This window comes from Streptomyces sp. NPDC049627 (genome assembly GCF_044465645.1).
Lineage (GTDB): Bacteria > Actinomycetota > Actinomycetes > Streptomycetales > Streptomycetaceae > Streptomyces.
This window is the reverse complement of sequence record NZ_JBITLW010000010.1, coordinates 167,531-181,708: the sequence shown is the minus strand read 5'-3', so window position 1 is coordinate 181,708 and position 14,178 is coordinate 167,531. Positions and strand designations below refer to the sequence as shown.

17 protein-coding genes are annotated in these 14,178 nt (G+C 70.4%); 16 read left to right on the top strand and 1 reads right to left on the bottom strand.

The annotated features are described in order from the left end of the window. Positions 1 to 11: 11 nt before the first annotated feature. The gene (locus tag ACIBU0_RS27220) at positions 12 to 869 is read right to left on the bottom strand and encodes an SAM-dependent methyltransferase (protein ID WP_398823237.1); all 858 of its coding nucleotides are present in this window, start codon (positions 867 to 869) and stop codon (positions 12 to 14) included. A 197-nt stretch (positions 870 to 1,066) separates the two neighbouring features. Between ACIBU0_RS27220 and proS the strand changes: the two genes are divergently transcribed. From proS to dprA, 16 genes are all read left to right on the top strand, one after another. Continuing rightward, the gene (gene proS / locus ACIBU0_RS27215) at positions 1,067 to 2,482 is read left to right on the top strand and encodes a proline--tRNA ligase (RefSeq protein WP_398823234.1); all 1,416 of its coding nucleotides are present in this window, start codon (positions 1,067 to 1,069) and stop codon (positions 2,480 to 2,482) included. A 261-nt stretch (positions 2,483 to 2,743) separates the two neighbouring features. Continuing rightward, positions 2,744 to 3,340, top strand: coding sequence for a hypothetical protein (locus tag ACIBU0_RS27210; protein WP_048580659.1), 597 nt, complete (start codon positions 2,744 to 2,746; stop codon positions 3,338 to 3,340). A gap of 346 nt (positions 3,341 to 3,686) precedes the next feature. Continuing rightward, a complete protein-coding gene (gene rpsP, locus ACIBU0_RS27205; protein ID WP_030048919.1) occupies positions 3,687 to 4,106 on the top strand; it encodes a 30S ribosomal protein S16 in 420 nt (139 codons plus the stop codon). Between the two features lie 2 nt (positions 4,107 to 4,108). Further along, positions 4,109 to 4,348, top strand: a complete 240-nt coding sequence (locus tag ACIBU0_RS27200) for an RNA-binding protein (RefSeq protein WP_003973401.1) — start codon at positions 4,109 to 4,111, stop codon at positions 4,346 to 4,348. A gap of 83 nt (positions 4,349 to 4,431) precedes the next feature. Further along, on the top strand, positions 4,432 to 4,974 hold the full coding sequence (gene rimM, locus ACIBU0_RS27195) for a ribosome maturation factor RimM (RefSeq protein WP_398823229.1): 543 nt from the start codon (positions 4,432 to 4,434) through the stop codon (positions 4,972 to 4,974). Then, positions 4,974 to 5,807 (top strand): tRNA (guanosine(37)-N1)-methyltransferase TrmD, encoded by an 834-nt coding sequence (gene trmD, locus ACIBU0_RS27190; protein WP_398823226.1) that lies wholly within the window; start codon positions 4,974 to 4,976, stop codon positions 5,805 to 5,807. Before rimM ends, trmD begins: the two co-directional genes overlap by 1 nt. A gap of 134 nt (positions 5,808 to 5,941) precedes the next feature. Beyond that, a complete protein-coding gene (rplS, locus tag ACIBU0_RS27185) occupies positions 5,942 to 6,292 on the top strand; it encodes a 50S ribosomal protein L19 (protein WP_018531094.1) in 351 nt (116 codons plus the stop codon). Positions 6,293 to 6,352: 60 nt separating this feature from the next. Next, on the top strand, positions 6,353 to 7,084 hold the full coding sequence (gene lepB / locus ACIBU0_RS27180) for a signal peptidase I (RefSeq protein ID WP_398823222.1): 732 nt from the start codon (positions 6,353 to 6,355) through the stop codon (positions 7,082 to 7,084). Continuing rightward, positions 7,077 to 8,168 carry a signal peptidase I gene (lepB, locus tag ACIBU0_RS27175; protein WP_398823218.1) on the top strand — a complete coding sequence of 364 codons (1,092 nt, stop codon included), beginning with the start codon at positions 7,077 to 7,079 and terminating at the stop codon, positions 8,166 to 8,168. Before lepB (ACIBU0_RS27180) ends, lepB (ACIBU0_RS27175) begins: the two co-directional genes overlap by 8 nt. Further along, the gene (lepB, locus tag ACIBU0_RS27170; RefSeq protein WP_398823215.1) at positions 8,056 to 9,027 is read left to right on the top strand and encodes a signal peptidase I; all 972 of its coding nucleotides are present in this window, start codon (positions 8,056 to 8,058) and stop codon (positions 9,025 to 9,027) included. Before lepB (ACIBU0_RS27175) ends, lepB (ACIBU0_RS27170) begins: the two co-directional genes overlap by 113 nt. A gap of 158 nt (positions 9,028 to 9,185) precedes the next feature. Further along, positions 9,186 to 9,962 (top strand): signal peptidase I, encoded by a 777-nt coding sequence (gene lepB / locus ACIBU0_RS27165; protein WP_398823212.1) that lies wholly within the window; start codon positions 9,186 to 9,188, stop codon positions 9,960 to 9,962. Further along, entirely contained in the window at positions 9,952 to 10,494 is a 543-nt protein-coding gene (locus tag ACIBU0_RS27160; RefSeq protein WP_398823209.1) for an NUDIX hydrolase, read from the top strand. The genes lepB (ACIBU0_RS27165) and ACIBU0_RS27160 overlap by 11 nt, the downstream gene beginning before the upstream one ends. Positions 10,495 to 10,550: 56 nt before the next feature. Next, positions 10,551 to 10,859 carry a DUF2469 domain-containing protein gene (locus ACIBU0_RS27155; protein WP_003965949.1) on the top strand — a complete coding sequence of 103 codons (309 nt, stop codon included), beginning with the start codon at positions 10,551 to 10,553 and terminating at the stop codon, positions 10,857 to 10,859. A gap of 117 nt (positions 10,860 to 10,976) precedes the next feature. Next, positions 10,977 to 11,339: a YraN family protein gene (locus tag ACIBU0_RS27150; protein ID WP_398823206.1), complete on the top strand. Its 363-nt coding sequence runs from the start codon at positions 10,977 to 10,979 to the stop codon at positions 11,337 to 11,339. Between the two features lies 1 nt (position 11,340). Next, positions 11,341 to 12,966: a YifB family Mg chelatase-like AAA ATPase gene (locus ACIBU0_RS27145; protein ID WP_398823203.1), complete on the top strand. Its 1,626-nt coding sequence runs from the start codon at positions 11,341 to 11,343 to the stop codon at positions 12,964 to 12,966. Beyond that, a complete protein-coding gene (dprA, locus tag ACIBU0_RS27140; protein WP_398823200.1) occupies positions 12,963 to 14,123 on the top strand; it encodes a DNA-processing protein DprA in 1,161 nt (386 codons plus the stop codon). The genes ACIBU0_RS27145 and dprA overlap by 4 nt, the downstream gene beginning before the upstream one ends. The last annotated feature ends 55 nt before the right edge of the window (positions 14,124 to 14,178 follow it).

Sequence of the window (14,178 nt, the reverse complement as noted above, 5' to 3'; positions counted from 1 at the left end):
CGAATTCCGGCTCAGGGCACGCGGGCGATCAAGTACCGGAAGACGTTCGGCATCCACACCGTCCCGTCCCGCCGCTGGTGCGGGTGCAGTGCCTCCTCGACCTCCTTGTCCACCTGCGCCCGGTCGGTCGCGGAGATCGCCGCGTCGAAGAGCCCCGTCGACAGCAGTCCCCGCACGGCGCTGTCGACGTCCGCGTATCCGAAGGGGCAGGCCACCCGCCCGGAACCGTCGGGTCGCAAACCCGCGCGCTGGGCGACTTCCTCCAGGTCGTCACGCAGCGCCGGACGCCAACTCCCCGTGCTGCGCAGCGGATCGGCCAGCTTGGTGGCGACCCGCAGCACCGACGAGGTGGCACAGCGCTCCGGCGGACCCCAGCCGGCGAGCACCACGGGGGCCCCGCGCTCGGCCAGCGGCGTCGCGGCCGCGAGCGCCTCGCCGAGCCCCTCGGAGTCGCCCGCGAGGCACCCGATCGGCTCGAACGCGGTCACCAGGGTGTACGCAGGCGCCGCCGCGTCGGCCGCGTCACCAGGTGAGCCGTCGACCAGCCGGGTGGCGGCACGCGCGCGCGTGTCCCACGCCTCGGGCAGCAGACGCCGCCGTGCGAGGGCCAGTCGTTCGGGTGAGGCGGACTCGACACCGGTGACGGCCGCGCCTCTGGACGCAGCCATCACCAGGGCGAGCCCGCTCCCGCAGCCGAGGCCCAGCAGCCGGGTGCCGGGGCCCACTTCCAGTCGTTCGTAGACGGCTTCGTAGAGCGGAACCAGCATCCGCTCCTGGATCTCGGACCAGTCACGCGCGCGTGCACACAGGTCCACGCGGGGCGCGGGGCCCGCGTGAGGCAGGTGCTGTCGCACGAGCGTAGGTGTCATCTAAAGCGCCCCAATCCGCCGAGAGTTGCCGCTGTGCCCGATTCCATGGCCCCCGTGACATGCGCTCGCATCCCCCCGTATGCCAGGAAACTCCGCCCTCGACGTGCCGTCCAGTGGAAAGCGGCCGCGGCTTGAGAGTTGCATGTGCCGCTGGCGAGATTTCACATTCCGGCAACGTGGGCCCGTACGATCGCGCCATGGCAAAGGCACCCGTACTCACGCCACGGGCGGACGACTTCCCGCGCTGGTACCAGGATCTGATCGCCAAGGCGGAGCTCGCCGACAACGGTCCGGTGCGGGGCACCATGGTCATCCGACCGTACGGGTACGGCCTCTGGGAGCGGATGCAGGCCGAGATGGACGCCCGCATCAAGGCGACCGGCACCCAGAACGCGTACTTCCCGCTGCTGATCCCGCAGTCGTATCTCACGCGTGAGGCGGAACACGTCGAGGGATTCGCGCCGGAGCTCGCCGTCGTCACGCACGGCGGCGGCAAGGAGCTGGAGGAGCCGGCGGTCGTCCGCCCCACCTCCGAGATGATCATCAACGACTACTTCTCGAAATGGGTGCAGAGCTACCGCGACCTGCCCCTGCTGATCAATCAGTGGGCGAACGTGGTCCGTTGGGAACTCAGGCCGCGCCTGTTCCTGCGTACGACCGAGTTCCTGTGGCAGGAGGGCCACACCGCGCACGCCACCTACGAGGACGCCCGCGACTTCGCCGCGCACATCCACCGCGAGGTCTACGAGGACTTCATGGTGAACGTCCTCGCCATGGACGTCGTCCCCGGCCGCAAGACCGCCAAGGAGCGCTTCGCCGGCGCCGTCAACACCCTCACGCTCGAAGGGATGATGGGCGACGGCAAGGCCCTGCAGATGGCCACCAGCCATGAGCTGGGCCAGAACTTCGCCAAGGCCTTCAACACCTCGTACCTGTCGAAGGACGGCACCCAGGAGCTGGTCTGGCAGACGTCCTGGGGCTCGACCACCCGCATGATCGGCGCCCTCGTGATGATGCACGGCGACGACCACGGCCTCAGGGTCCCGCCGAGCCTCGCGCAGATCCAGGCCGTCGTCCTCGCCATCAAGGGCGACGACGCGGTTCTGGCCAAGGTCCGCGAGATCGGCGAGCAGCTGACGGCGGCCGGCATCCGCGTCCACGTCGACGACCGCACCGACACCCCCTTCGGCCGCCGTGCGGTCGACTGGGAGCTCAAGGGCGTGCCCGTCCGCATCGAGGTCGGGCCCCGTGACCTGGAGAACGGCACCGCGATGCTGGCCCGCCGCATCCCGGGCGGCAAGGAGCCGGTGGCCGTCGACTCGCTCGTACGGCTGCTCCCCACGGTCCTCCAGGAGGACCAGGCGCTGCTGCTGGCCCAGGCCCGCGAACGCCGCGAGTCCCGCACCACCGATGTGTCGACGATCGACGAGGCCGTAGAGGCCGCCGTCTCCGGCGGCTGGGCGCGCGTCCCGTGGGCGGTGCTCGGCGAAGAAGGCGAGGCCAGGCTGGCCGAGCACGCCGCGACCGTACGGTGTCTGGTCGCCGAGGACGGGTCGGTGCCGGACGCCGACGACGCCCCCGGTAACGTCGCGGTCGTCGCGCGCGCTTATTGAGATGACGCCCATGGGGAACGAGAGCGGCCGAATCGCCTCTTGCGCTTCCGCGGACCACAGGGACAGCGGCGCGTGGACGCCGTCTACGCGCCGGGGCGTACGTGTGGCTACGCACCGGCTTGGTAGGAGCTGTGAGGCTTCTCCGCAGATCGGCGCACCCGCCCTCGTCAGGGCGCATCATTCGCAACTGACGGGTACGTGCAAATTATTTGGGATGGCCCGGAATCGGAACACAGCGGCACTCCGGCTCGTTGTCATTACGTGAGCACGACACAGACACCACCTGTTCTCGCCGCAGAGCTGGCACAGGCGTGGGCCGACATTCAGCGGTACCACCCCGAGCTGCCGGATCTCGCCGCGCCAGAGTCCCTGATCGGGGAGTCGTCGTCCGCGTGCGGTCACGAGCTCTCCTTCGAGCGACTGCTTCATGAGGCAGTCCATGGCATCGCCGCCGCGCGCGGCGTCCGCGACACCTCCCGCGCCGGCCGTTACCACAACCGCAGATTCCTCGCCATCGCCGAGGAGCTGGGCCTGGACCACCCCGAGGAACCGCACCCCAGCAGCGGCTTCTCCCTGGTCACGCTCAACCCCGAGGCCAAGCGCCGCTACCGCCCGACCATCGAACGCCTCCAGCGCGCCCTGAAGGCCCACACCGCGGCGACCTCCGCCGACACGAGCCGGACCTTCCGCGGCCCGGCGGCCCGGCACGGCTCCTCCGGCGGCGGCGTCCGCGTCAAGGCCGTGTGCGACTGCGGCCGTAACGTCCGGGTCGTCCCGTCGGTCCTGGCCCAGGCACCGATCGTGTGCGGCGGCTGCGGAAAGCCGTTCCGGATTCCGGAGGTCATGGGCGCGGCGTAACGCGCAGCCGCGGAAACGTCCAGCACCGGCATCTCGTGGCTGCCGGTCGGGGACGTAAGGCGCCGGGGTGCCGCCGTGGTGCGGCACCCCCCAGCGCGGGCCTGCGCGACCGACCTTCACGGCACCCGAATCGCCGGGTGCCCCTCAGTCATGCCCAAGCGCCCTTCACCGGCCCCTCGGCGCAAAAGCGACCGGCAGGGTGTGGCACAATGGCTAGCTGTACTCGACAGCCGCACAGGACCCCTCTCTCCTCCGGCTGACGCGTCCATCGGGCACTCGGGTACCGCAACCCCACGCGGCATTCTCGCCGTGCCCAACCACGTCAAATCCAGGAGAACCCACTCCCGTGGCAGTCAAGATCAAGCTGAAGCGTCTGGGCAAGATCCGTTCGCCTCACTACCGCATCGTCGTCGCCGACTCCCGCACCCGCCGTGACGGCCGTGCGATCGAGGAGATCGGCAAGTACCACCCGACCTACAACCCGTCGGTCATCGAGGTGGACGCCGACCGTGTGGCCTACTGGCTGGGTGTCGGCGCGCAGCCGACCGAGCCCGTCCTCGCCATCCTGAAGAAGACCGGCGACTGGCAGAAGTTCAAGGGCGAGCCCGCCCCGGCTCCGCTGCTCGTCGCCGAGCCGAAGAAGGCGCGCCCGTCGTTCGAGGCCCTGGGCGGCGACGACGAGGGCAAGGGTGAGGCGATCACCCAGAAGAAGAAGGCGGAGAAGAAGGACGAGGCTGCCGCCGAGTCCGAGTCGGCCGAGGCCTGAGCATGCTCGAGGAGGCTCTCGAGCACCTCGTGAAGGGCATCGTCGACAACCCTGACGATGTGCAGGTCGCCTCGCGCAACCTGCGTCGCGGGCGTGTGCTGGAGGTCCGGGTCCACCCCGACGACCTCGGCAAGGTGATCGGCCGCAACGGCCGCACCGCACGCGCTCTGCGCACCGTCGTGGGTGCCATCGGCGGCCGCGGTGTCCGCGTCGACCTCGTCGACGTGGACCACGTCCGCTGACGCCGAACGCAGCACCGGCTCGGGCCGGGGAGGGCCACTGGGCCGTCCCCGGCCCGTAGTCGTATGACAGGAGATTTGGACACGTGCAGCTGGTAGTCGCACGGATCGGCCGTGCCCATGGCATCAAGGGCGAGGTCACCGTCGAGGTACGCACCGATGAGCCGGAGCTGAGGCTCGCGCCCGGAGCCGTACTCGCCACCGATCCCGCCTCCGCGGGACCCCTCACCATCGAGACGGGCCGCGTGCACAGCGGCCGCCTCCTCCTGCGCTTCGAGGGCGTCAAGGACCGCACCGCGGCCGAAGCCCTGCGCAACATCCTCCTGATCGCCGAGGTCGACCCGGACGAGCTGCCCGAGGAGGAGGACGAGTACTACGACCACCAGCTGATCGACCTGGATGTCGTCACCGCGGACGGCGTCGAGGTCGGCCGGATCACCGAGATCTCGCACCTGCCCTCCCAGGACCTCTTCATCGTCGAGCGGCCCGATGGGAGCGAGGTGATGATCCCGTTCGTCGAGGAGATCGTCACCGAGATCGACCTCCAGGAACAGCGGGCGGTCATCACCCCGCCGCCCGGCCTGATCGACGACCAGGCAGAGATCGCGTCGACCAGGGAAGAGCCGTAATGCGCCTCGACGTCGTCACGATCTTCCCCGAGTACCTGGAGCCCCTGAACGTCTCCCTCGTCGGCAAGGCACGCGCGCGTGGACAGCTGAACGTGCACGTGCACGACCTGCGGGACTGGACCTACGACCGCCACAACACGGTCGACGACACGCCGTACGGCGGCGGCCCCGGAATGGTCATGAAGACCGACCCCTGGGGCGACGCGCTGGACTCGGTCCTCGCGGACGGGTACGAGACGGGCGCCCGCGCGCCCTCCCTGATCGTCCCCACCCCCAGCGGCCGCCCCTTCACCCAGGAACTCGCCGTCGAGCTCTCCGAGCGACCTTGGCTGATCTTCACGCCCGCCCGCTACGAGGGCATCGACCGCCGCGTCATCGACGAGTACGCGACCCGGATGCCCGTCCATGAGGTGTCCATCGGCGACTACGTCCTCGCCGGCGGCGAGGCGGCCGTCCTGGTCATCACGGAGGCCGTGGCGCGCCTGCTGCCCGGCGTGCTGGGGAACGCCGAGTCGCACCGCGACGACTCCTTCGCGCCCGGCGCCATGGCCAACCTCCTGGAGGGCCCCGTCTACACCAAGCCGCCCCAGTGGCGCGGCCGGGACATCCCGGAGGTGCTGCTCAGCGGCCACCACGGCAGGATCGCCCGCTGGCGCCGCGACGAAGCCCTCAGGCGTACGACGGCCAACCGGCCCGACCTCATCGAGCGCTGCGACCCCAAGGCCTTCGACAAGAAGGACCGCGAGATGCTCTCCATCCTGGGCTGGATGCCCGACCCGGAGGGGGAGCGGTTCGGCCGATTTTGGCGCAGGACCGAGGGCGTGGAAGAATAGGCCGCTGTTGTGCGCCGTCCGGCGTGCGCCCCTGCCACAGGGGGACACGACGCCCGCCCCGACGCGGACAGCATCCTTCTGGAACACCTAGCTCCCGTTGATGACCTGTGGCATCAGCGAAGAAAGCAGACGAAATGTCTCACCTGCTCGACTCCGTCGACGCCGCGTCGCTGCGCAGCGACGTCCCGGCCTTCCGCCCGGGTGACACCGTCAACGTCCACGTCCGCGTCATCGAGGGCAACCGCTCCCGTGTGCAGCAGTTCAAGGGCGTTGTGATCCGCCGTCAGGGTGCCGGCGTGCGCGAGACCTTCACGGTCCGCAAGGTCTCCTTCTCCGTCGGCGTCGAGCGCACCTTCCCGGTGCACACCCCGATCGTCGAGAAGATCGAGCTCGTCACCAAGGGTGACGTCCGTCGCGCCAAGCTGTACTACCTGCGTGAGCTGCGCGGCAAGGCGGCGAAGATCAAGGAGAAGCGCGAGAACTGAGCGCTTGAGGGGGCTCGCCCCCGTGGGGTCCACAGCGGGGCCGGATAGCATCTGGCCTCGATGGACACCGAAGCACAGCAGACGGAGCGCGACCGCTCCTCCCGCCCTTCCGACTCCGAGGAGATCTCGGACACAGAGGGACAGGAGGAACGGTCGCGTTTCGCGTTGGTCTCGCGGATCACGCAGTGGCTCCCGGGCGGGCGGATCAGCCTGACCCTGCTGGTCTTCCTGGTGCTCCTGCTGCTGCTCAACACGTTCGTCCTGCGGCCGTTCCAGATTCCCAGCGGATCCATGGAGTCCGGATTGAGGATCGGCGACCGCGTTCTCGTAAATATGTTGGCGTACCGTTTCGGTGCCGAGCCGCGGCGCGGCGATGTTGTCGTGTTCGACGGAACCGGGTATTTCGGGGATGCGGACTACATCAAACGCGTTGTGGGTGTGGGGGGAGACCACGTGGTCTGCTGTGACAAGGAGGGGAGGATCCAGGTGAACGGCCGCTCGGTCGACGAGTCGACGTTCCTGTACCCCGGCGACAGTGCGTCCAGGGTGCGTTTCGACGTCGTCGTGCCCGACGGCACGCTGTTCCTCCTCGGCGACCACCGCAGCGATTCCAGCGACTCCCGCGACCATCTGGGCTCGCCCGGCGGCGGCATGATCCCGGTCGACGACGTCATCGGCCGCGCCGACTGGATCGTATGGCCGACCGCCCACTGGACCCGCCTGCACCGTCCCGACGCCTACGCGCGCGTGCCGGCGGCTGCCGAGGCCGAAGGGGCGGGGGCTCATGGGTAACCGTGGCAAGCCCCGCGGCGTGTCCGGCAATCCCGCCGACAATCTGCTCCCCACCGGCGCCCGGCGAGCCGCCAGTCCCGCCGGCGGGCGGACGCGCGCGGAGCGGCGCAAGCTCCAGCGCAAGGTCAAACGGCGCCGCAGGCGCTCCGCGATGAAGGAGATACCTCTCCTCGTCGGTGTCGCCGTCCTCATAGCGCTCGTCCTGAAGACCTTCCTCGTCCAGGCCTTCGTGATCCCGTCCGGCTCCATGGAGCAGACGATCCAGATCGGCGACCGCGTCCTGGTCGACAAGCTCACTCCCTGGTTCGGCTCCAAGCCGCAGCGCGGGGACGTGGTCGTCTTCAAGGATCCCGGCGGGTGGCTCCGGGGCGAGCAGACGACGGTGAAGAAGGAGGATCCCGTCGTCGTCAAGCAGGTCAAGCAGGCGCTCACCTTCATCGGTCTGCTGCCCTCCGACGACGAGAAGGACCTCATCAAACGCGTCGTCGGCGTCGGCGGCGACCGCGTCAAGTGCTGTGACACGCAAGGACGGGTCACCGTCAACGGCGTCCCCCTGAACGAGGACTATCTGTATCCCGGCAACGCCCCCTCCAACGCGCAGTTCGACATCACCGTCCCGCAGGGACGGCTGTGGGTGATGGGTGACCACCGCGCCGACTCCGCCGACTCCCGCGCGCACCAGGACCAGGACTACGGAGGCACGGTCTCCGAGGACGAGGTCGTCGGACGGGCCATGTGGATCGCGTGGCCGCTCGGTCACTGGACCTCCCTGGACGAACCGAAAACCTACGCATCGGTGTCCGACTCGGCGACCGGGTCGACCGCCTCGGCCCAGCTGTCGCATAGGGTTGCTCCCAACGATTCGAACGGAACTGTCCAGCTCCCGAGCCCTGCGGAACTCCCGCTCGTTATGGGAGTGGTGGGCCTGCGCCGCGCATGGGGCAGGCAGCGGCACAGAGTAAGGAGTTGGCGTGGGGGATGTGGCGGTTGGCGCACGGTCCGGGCACGACGGCGAGGAGCACCGCGGACACCCCGTGGAAGCAGCCGACCCGGCCGCGGAAGGCGCCGTGACCTCCGGGAATGACCACCCCGGAGCAGCCGGCGACGGCGAAGGGTCGGGCGGGCAGCCCCCGGCCGACGGTCAGGGCTCGGGCGGCGCCGCGCCCAAGCCGAAGAAGCAGCGTTCCTTCTGGAAGGAGCTGCCGATCCTGATCGGTATCGCGCTCGTCCTCGCGCTGCTGATCAAGACGTTCCTGGTCCAGGCGTTCTCCATCCCCTCCGACTCGATGCAGAACACCCTCCAGAAGGGTGACCGCGTCCTGGTCGACAAGCTCACCCCCTGGTTCGGCTCCGAGCCCGAGCGCGGCGAGGTCGTCGTCTTCCATGACCCCGACAACTGGCTGGCGGGCGAGCCGACCCCCGACCCGAACGCCCTGCAGACCTTCCTCAGCTGGATCGGCCTGATGCCGTCCGCGGAGGAGAAGGACCTCATCAAGCGCGTGATCGGTGTCGGCGGCGACACCGTCGAGTGCAAGAAGACCGGCCCGCTGATGGTCAACGGCAAGGCGCTGAACGAGCCGTACGTCTACCCGGGCAACACCCCGTGCAGCCAGGACGACCAGGGCGGCCAGTTCAAGGTGAAGGTCCCCGAGGGCTACATCTGGGTCATGGGCGACCACCGGCAGAACTCCCGCGACTCGCGCTACAACCAGTCCGACAAGAACCACGGCATGGTCCCCGTCGACAAGGTCGTCGGCCGTGCCATCGTGATCGCCTGGCCGGTCAACCGCTGGGACAACCTCCCGGTCCCGGACACCTTCGAGCAGGACCTGAGCGCCCGGTCCGCCGCGCTGACGGTCGCACCGCAGGGGATCGCGCTGGCCGGTGCGGTGCCGCTCGTGCTGTGGCGCCGGCAGCGGATCAAGGCGGCCGAGACCCGCTGACGGCTCGACGCCCTTCCTGTTCCCGTCCTCCCTGCTCCTGCCCATCCCGTTGAGCCCCTCCTGGAGCCGCGATCTTGGGCAAGCTTTGCCGAGCGTGAGCGGTCTGGCGTTCGGGAGGGGCTGCCTCGTGTCGGTACCGCCGGGTAGGGTGCGGACCCATGGGTGGCGAGAGCACGACACGTACGGCGCCGCGTGACGGTGGCGCAAGCAGGGGCCCGGCGGGCAGCCGGACCGGACAGCGGTTGTCCGGGCTGGCCGTGGCGCTGGGCCTGGTGCTGTTCCTGGGCGGTTTCGCCTGGGGAGCGGTGGTCTACCGGCCGTACACCGTGCCCACCAGCTCGATGGCGCCGACGATCGGCGCGGGCGACCGGGTGCTGGCCCAGCGCGTCGACGGCGGTGAGGTACGCCGCGGCGACGTCGTCGTCTTCACCGACAAGAACTGGGTGAGCAACGCGCCCGTCGTCAAGCGCGTGGTCGCCGTCGGCGGCGATACGGTCGCCTGTTGTACGAGCGGCCGCCTGACCGTCAACGGCAAGAAGATCGACGAGCCGTACCTGGCCAAGGACGGCCTGGCCGAGCTCCAGAACTTCCCGACCGTGACAGTGCCGGAGGGCCGGCTCTTCCTGCTGGGCGACGAGCGCAGCGGCTCCCTGGACTCCACGGCCCATCTCACGGACGCGGCCAGCGGCACCGTGGCGCGCAGCGCCGTGTCGGCCCGTGTGGAGGCCGTCGTCTGGCCCATGGACGGCATGCTGCAGCGCCCCACAGGCTTCGAACCTCTGGGCGCGCTGTCGTCGCCGGGGCCGCTGCGGACGATCCTCGCGCTGGTCGTGGTGGGCGGTGTGCTCGTGCTGGCCGGCGGGGCGTACGGGCCCGTGGCGAACAGGCTGGGCAAGCGCTCCACGCCCCGGACGGAGCCCGCGGGTGCCCGCTGAGGCGACCGGCGTGGGGTGCGGGGAGAGCCCGTACGGCGACTCGTACGACGGCGGGCTGCGCAAGGTCGCACGCGTGGTGCTGCTCGACCCGGGGGACCGCATTCTGCTGCTGCACGGCCACGAGCCGGAGGATCCGGCCGACGACTGGTGGTTCACGCCCGGCGGGGGCGTCGAGGGCGCGGAGACGCGCGAGGAGGCCGCGCTGCGGGAACTCGCCGAGGAGACGGGCATCACGGAGGTCGAACTCGGCCCCGTGCTGTGGCGGCGGATGTGCTCCTTCCCGTTCGCGGGGCGGCGCTGGGACCAGGACGAGTGGTACTACCTGGCCCGCACGACGCAGACGGCGACCAGGGCCGTGGGCCTCACCGAGCTGGAGCGGCGCAGCGTCGCCGGAGCGCGCTGGTGGACGTGTCAGGAACTTGCCCGGGCACATGAGACGGTGTATCCGACCAGACTCGCCGAGCTGCTGCGCACGCTGCTCGACGAAGGTCCCCCCGCCGGGCCCGTGACCCTTGACCCCGAAATTGTCTAGGTGCTGACGGGACTGGCGCACAATGGTGGGATCGCACGGCTGAAGGGGAACACGCCATGAGCGCCGAAGACCTCGAAAAGTACGAGACCGAGATGGAGCTCAAGCTCTATCGGGAGTACCGCGATGTCGTCGGTCTGTTCAAGTACGTGATCGAGACCGAGCGGCGCTTCTACCTCACCAACGACTACGAGATGCAGGTGCACTCGGTCCAGGGCGAAGTGTTCTTCGAGGTGTCCATGGCGGACGCCTGGGTGTGGGACATGTACCGGCCGGCGCGTTTCGTGAAGCAGGTCCGTGTGCTCACGTTCAAGGACGTGAACATCGAGGAGTTGAACAAGAGCGATCTGGAGCTCCCGGGCGGGTGATGTTCGCTCGGGTTCACTCGCAGGGGTGAGTAGGTTGTCCACAATCGCGGACTTGTCCACCAAGATCCAATAGCTCGCTGAGCTGGCCTCAATGTTGGCGCCGGAGGTGGTGCCGACATGAACGCACGCAGTGCACTCGGCAAGTACGGTGAAAATCTCGCCGCACGGTGCCTGGTCGAGGCCGGGATGGCGGTTCTGGGGCGCAACTGGCGCTGTGGCAGGACCGGAGAGATCGACATCGTCGCCAGGGACGGCGACGTGCTGGTCGTCTGTGAGGTGAAGACCCGCAGGACCGGCGGCTACGAGCATCCGATGGCCGCGGTCACGCCCGAGAAGGCCCAGCGACTGCGGGGCCTCGCGGAACGATGGATCCACGCGCACGGAGGGGCTCCACCCGGAGGCGTCCGCATCGACCTGGTGGGCGTCGTCCTGCCCGACCGCGGCGCGCCGGTGGTCGAGCACGCCCGGGGGGTGGCCTGACATGGCCTTCGCGCGTACGTGCTCGGTGGCCCTGGTGGGCGTCGAGGGGGTTGTGGTCGAGGTCCAGGCGGACCTGGAGCCGGGGGTGGCGGCGTTCACGTTGGTGGGGCTGCCGGACAAGAGTCTGTCGGAGAGCCGCGACCGGGTGCGGGCGGCGGTGGTGAACTCGGGCGGTGAGTGGCCGCAGAAGAAGCTCACGGTCGGGCTCAGCCCGGCCTCGGTGCCCAAGGCGGGCAGCGGCTTCGACCTGGCCGTCGCCTGCGCCGTGCTCGGTGCCGCCGAGCGGATCGATCCGCGCGTTCTCGCCGACATCGTGATGATCGGAGAGCTCGGCCTGGACGGGCGGGTGCGTCCTGTGCGCGGCATCCTGCCCGCGGTGCTGGCCGCCGCGGACGCCGGCTACGAGCAAGTGGTCGTCCCGGAGTGCGCCGCCGCCGAGGCTTCGCTGGTACCGGGCGTGTCCGTCCTGGGCGTGCGCAGCCTGCGCCAGCTGATCGCCGTCCTCGCGGACGAACCCGTGCCCGACGAGGAACCCGAGGCGCAGGGCCGCCCGGATCCGCTCCTCGCGGGTCTGCGCGTGCCGGGAACAGGCGCGGCCACGGGCATGCACAGCATGGGCGCCGCCCAGCCCGACCACGGGCACGACCTCGCCGACGTGGTGGGCCAGATCTCGGCACGGACGGCCGTGGAGGTCGCCGCGGCGGGCGGGCATCACCTGTTCCTGGAAGGGCCGCCCGGCGCCGGCAAGACGATGCTCGCCGAGCGGTTGCCGGCCATCCTGCCCCGGCTCAGCAGGGAGGAGTCGCTGGAGGTCACGGCGGTGCACTCGGTGGCAGGCCTGCTGCCTGCGGGCAAGCCCTTGATCGACGTGGCCCCCTACTGCGCCCCGCACCACTCGGCCACGATGCAGGCACTCGTCGGCGGAGGCGCCGGCATCGCGCGGCCCGGCGCGGTGTCACTCTCACACCGAGGTGTGCTCTTCTTGGACGAGACACCGGAGTTCAACAGCCAGTCCCTCGACGCCCTGCGCCAACCACTGGAAGCCGGGCACGTCGTCATCGCACGCAGCGCGGGCGTCGTGCGCTTTCCGGCGAAGTTCCTGATGGTGCTCGCGGCCAACCCCTGTCCCTGCGGCCGTTTCTCGCAGACGGACACTCTGTGCGAGTGCCCGCCCTCCGCCATCCGCCGCTATCAGGCACGGCTGTCCGGGCCGCTGCTCGACCGAGTCGACCTCCGGGTCGAGGTGGACCGTGTCACCCGCGCCCAGCTGACCGAGCGCGGGGCCCGGGGTGAGTCCACCGCGGTGGTCGCCGACCGGGTGCGCGCGGCCCGCGAGCGGGCATCCACCAGGCTCGCCGGTACTCCGTGGCGGTCCAACAGCGAGATCCCCGGACGCGAGCTGCGAAGCCGCTGGTACGCCGCGATCGGCGCCATGGACGAGGCGGAACGCAACCTTGAGCGCGGCGTACTGACGGCCCGGGGTCTCGACCGCGTCCTGCGCGTCGCCTGGACCGTCGCCGACCTCGTCGGTCACGACCGGCCCGACGCGACGGACGTCGCCCTGGCCCTGCAACTGCGCACCGGTGTGCCGCGGGGCGTGCCCATGGCCATCGGGGCGCTGACATGAGCGGCTGTGAGGATCAGGAGGGCGAGCGGCTCGGCCGGGTCCTCCTCAGCCGGGTCGTCGAGCCGGGGGACGAGGTCGCCGGGCGGTGGGTGCGGGAGTACGGGGTGGGGGAAGTGGTGCGGCGGTTGCGGGAGGGGGTGGAGGCCCTGCCGGGGGTGAGTTACAAGCGGTGGGACGGGTTGCTGGCCCGGGCACTGCGGGCCGAGCCCGGTCGGGATCTCGCCGTCGCCCGGGATGCCGGGGTCCGGTTCGTGTGTCCGGGCGATGTCGAGTGGCCGGGACAGCTCGATGATCTGGGGGATGCCCGGCCCGTCGGGTTGTGGGTGCGGGGGCGGCCCAGTCTGCGGATGTGGGCGCTGCGGTCCGTGGCCGTCGTCGGGGCGCGGGCCTGCACCGAGTACGGCGCACACATGGCGGCCACGCTCGCCGGCGGGCTTGCGGAGCGGGGCTGGGTGGTGGTGTCCGGCGGCGCCTACGGGGTCGACGGCGCCGCCCACCGGGGCGCCCTGGGCGCCGGTGGGGCCACTGTCGCCGTCCTCGCCTGCGGGGTCGACCGGCCCTATCCACGCGGGCACACCCAGTTGATCAACAGAATCGCCGAACAGGGGCTCGTGATCGGGGAACTGCCGCCGGGCGACCATCCGACGCCCAGCAGATTCATCGTCCGCAACCGGGTGATCGCGGCGCTGACCCGGGGCACGGTCGTCGTCGAGGCCGCCCATCGCAGCGGCTCACTCGTCACCGCTCGGGCGGCCCAGCGGCTGGGGCGGCACACGATGGGGGTGCCGGGCCCGGCCACCAGCGGCCTCTCCGCGGGCGTGCACGAACTGCTGCGGTCGGACGCCGTCCTCGTCACCGACGCCGCGGAGGTCGTCGAACTCGTGGGCGACATGGGTGAGCTGGCACCCGAGCGGCGCGGACCCGTCCTGCCGCGCGACCTGCTGGAGCCGGCGGTGCGCCGGGTCCTGGCCGCGCTGCCGGGCCGCCGTGCGGCGCGGGCGGACGAGGTCGCGCGCGGCGCGCAGACCACGGAGGACGACGCGATCGCGCGACTGTACGAACTTCGCGCACTTGGTTACGTCGAACGACACGGCGACGGCTGGAAGTTGACACGCCAGGCGATGATCTCCGTTCGGGCCGGTCGGAGTCCATGCTGACCGAGCGTGTTCGGCCGTACGGGGGAACACGGATGCCCTTGGGAATTCCCCCAGT

Coding starts and splice junctions, on each gene's coding strand:
- ACIBU0_RS27220 (WP_398823237.1), bottom strand. CDS start 869: ATGACACCTACGCTCGTGCGACAGCACCTGCCTCACGCGGGCCCCGCG.
- proS (WP_398823234.1), top strand. CDS start 1,067: ATGGCAAAGGCACCCGTACTCACGCCACGGGCGGACGACTTCCCGCGC.
- ACIBU0_RS27200 (WP_003973401.1), top strand. CDS start 4,109: ATGCTCGAGGAGGCTCTCGAGCACCTCGTGAAGGGCATCGTCGACAAC.
- trmD (WP_398823226.1), top strand. CDS start 4,974: ATGCGCCTCGACGTCGTCACGATCTTCCCCGAGTACCTGGAGCCCCTG.
- rplS (WP_018531094.1), top strand. CDS start 5,942: ATGTCTCACCTGCTCGACTCCGTCGACGCCGCGTCGCTGCGCAGCGAC.
- lepB (WP_398823222.1), top strand. CDS start 6,353: ATGGACACCGAAGCACAGCAGACGGAGCGCGACCGCTCCTCCCGCCCT.
- lepB (WP_398823218.1), top strand. CDS start 7,077: ATGGGTAACCGTGGCAAGCCCCGCGGCGTGTCCGGCAATCCCGCCGAC.
- lepB (WP_398823212.1), top strand. CDS start 9,186: ATGGGTGGCGAGAGCACGACACGTACGGCGCCGCGTGACGGTGGCGCA.
- ACIBU0_RS27155 (WP_003965949.1), top strand. CDS start 10,551: ATGAGCGCCGAAGACCTCGAAAAGTACGAGACCGAGATGGAGCTCAAG.
- ACIBU0_RS27150 (WP_398823206.1), top strand. CDS start 10,977: ATGAACGCACGCAGTGCACTCGGCAAGTACGGTGAAAATCTCGCCGCA.
- ACIBU0_RS27145 (WP_398823203.1), top strand. CDS start 11,341: ATGGCCTTCGCGCGTACGTGCTCGGTGGCCCTGGTGGGCGTCGAGGGG.
- dprA (WP_398823200.1), top strand. CDS start 12,963: ATGAGCGGCTGTGAGGATCAGGAGGGCGAGCGGCTCGGCCGGGTCCTC.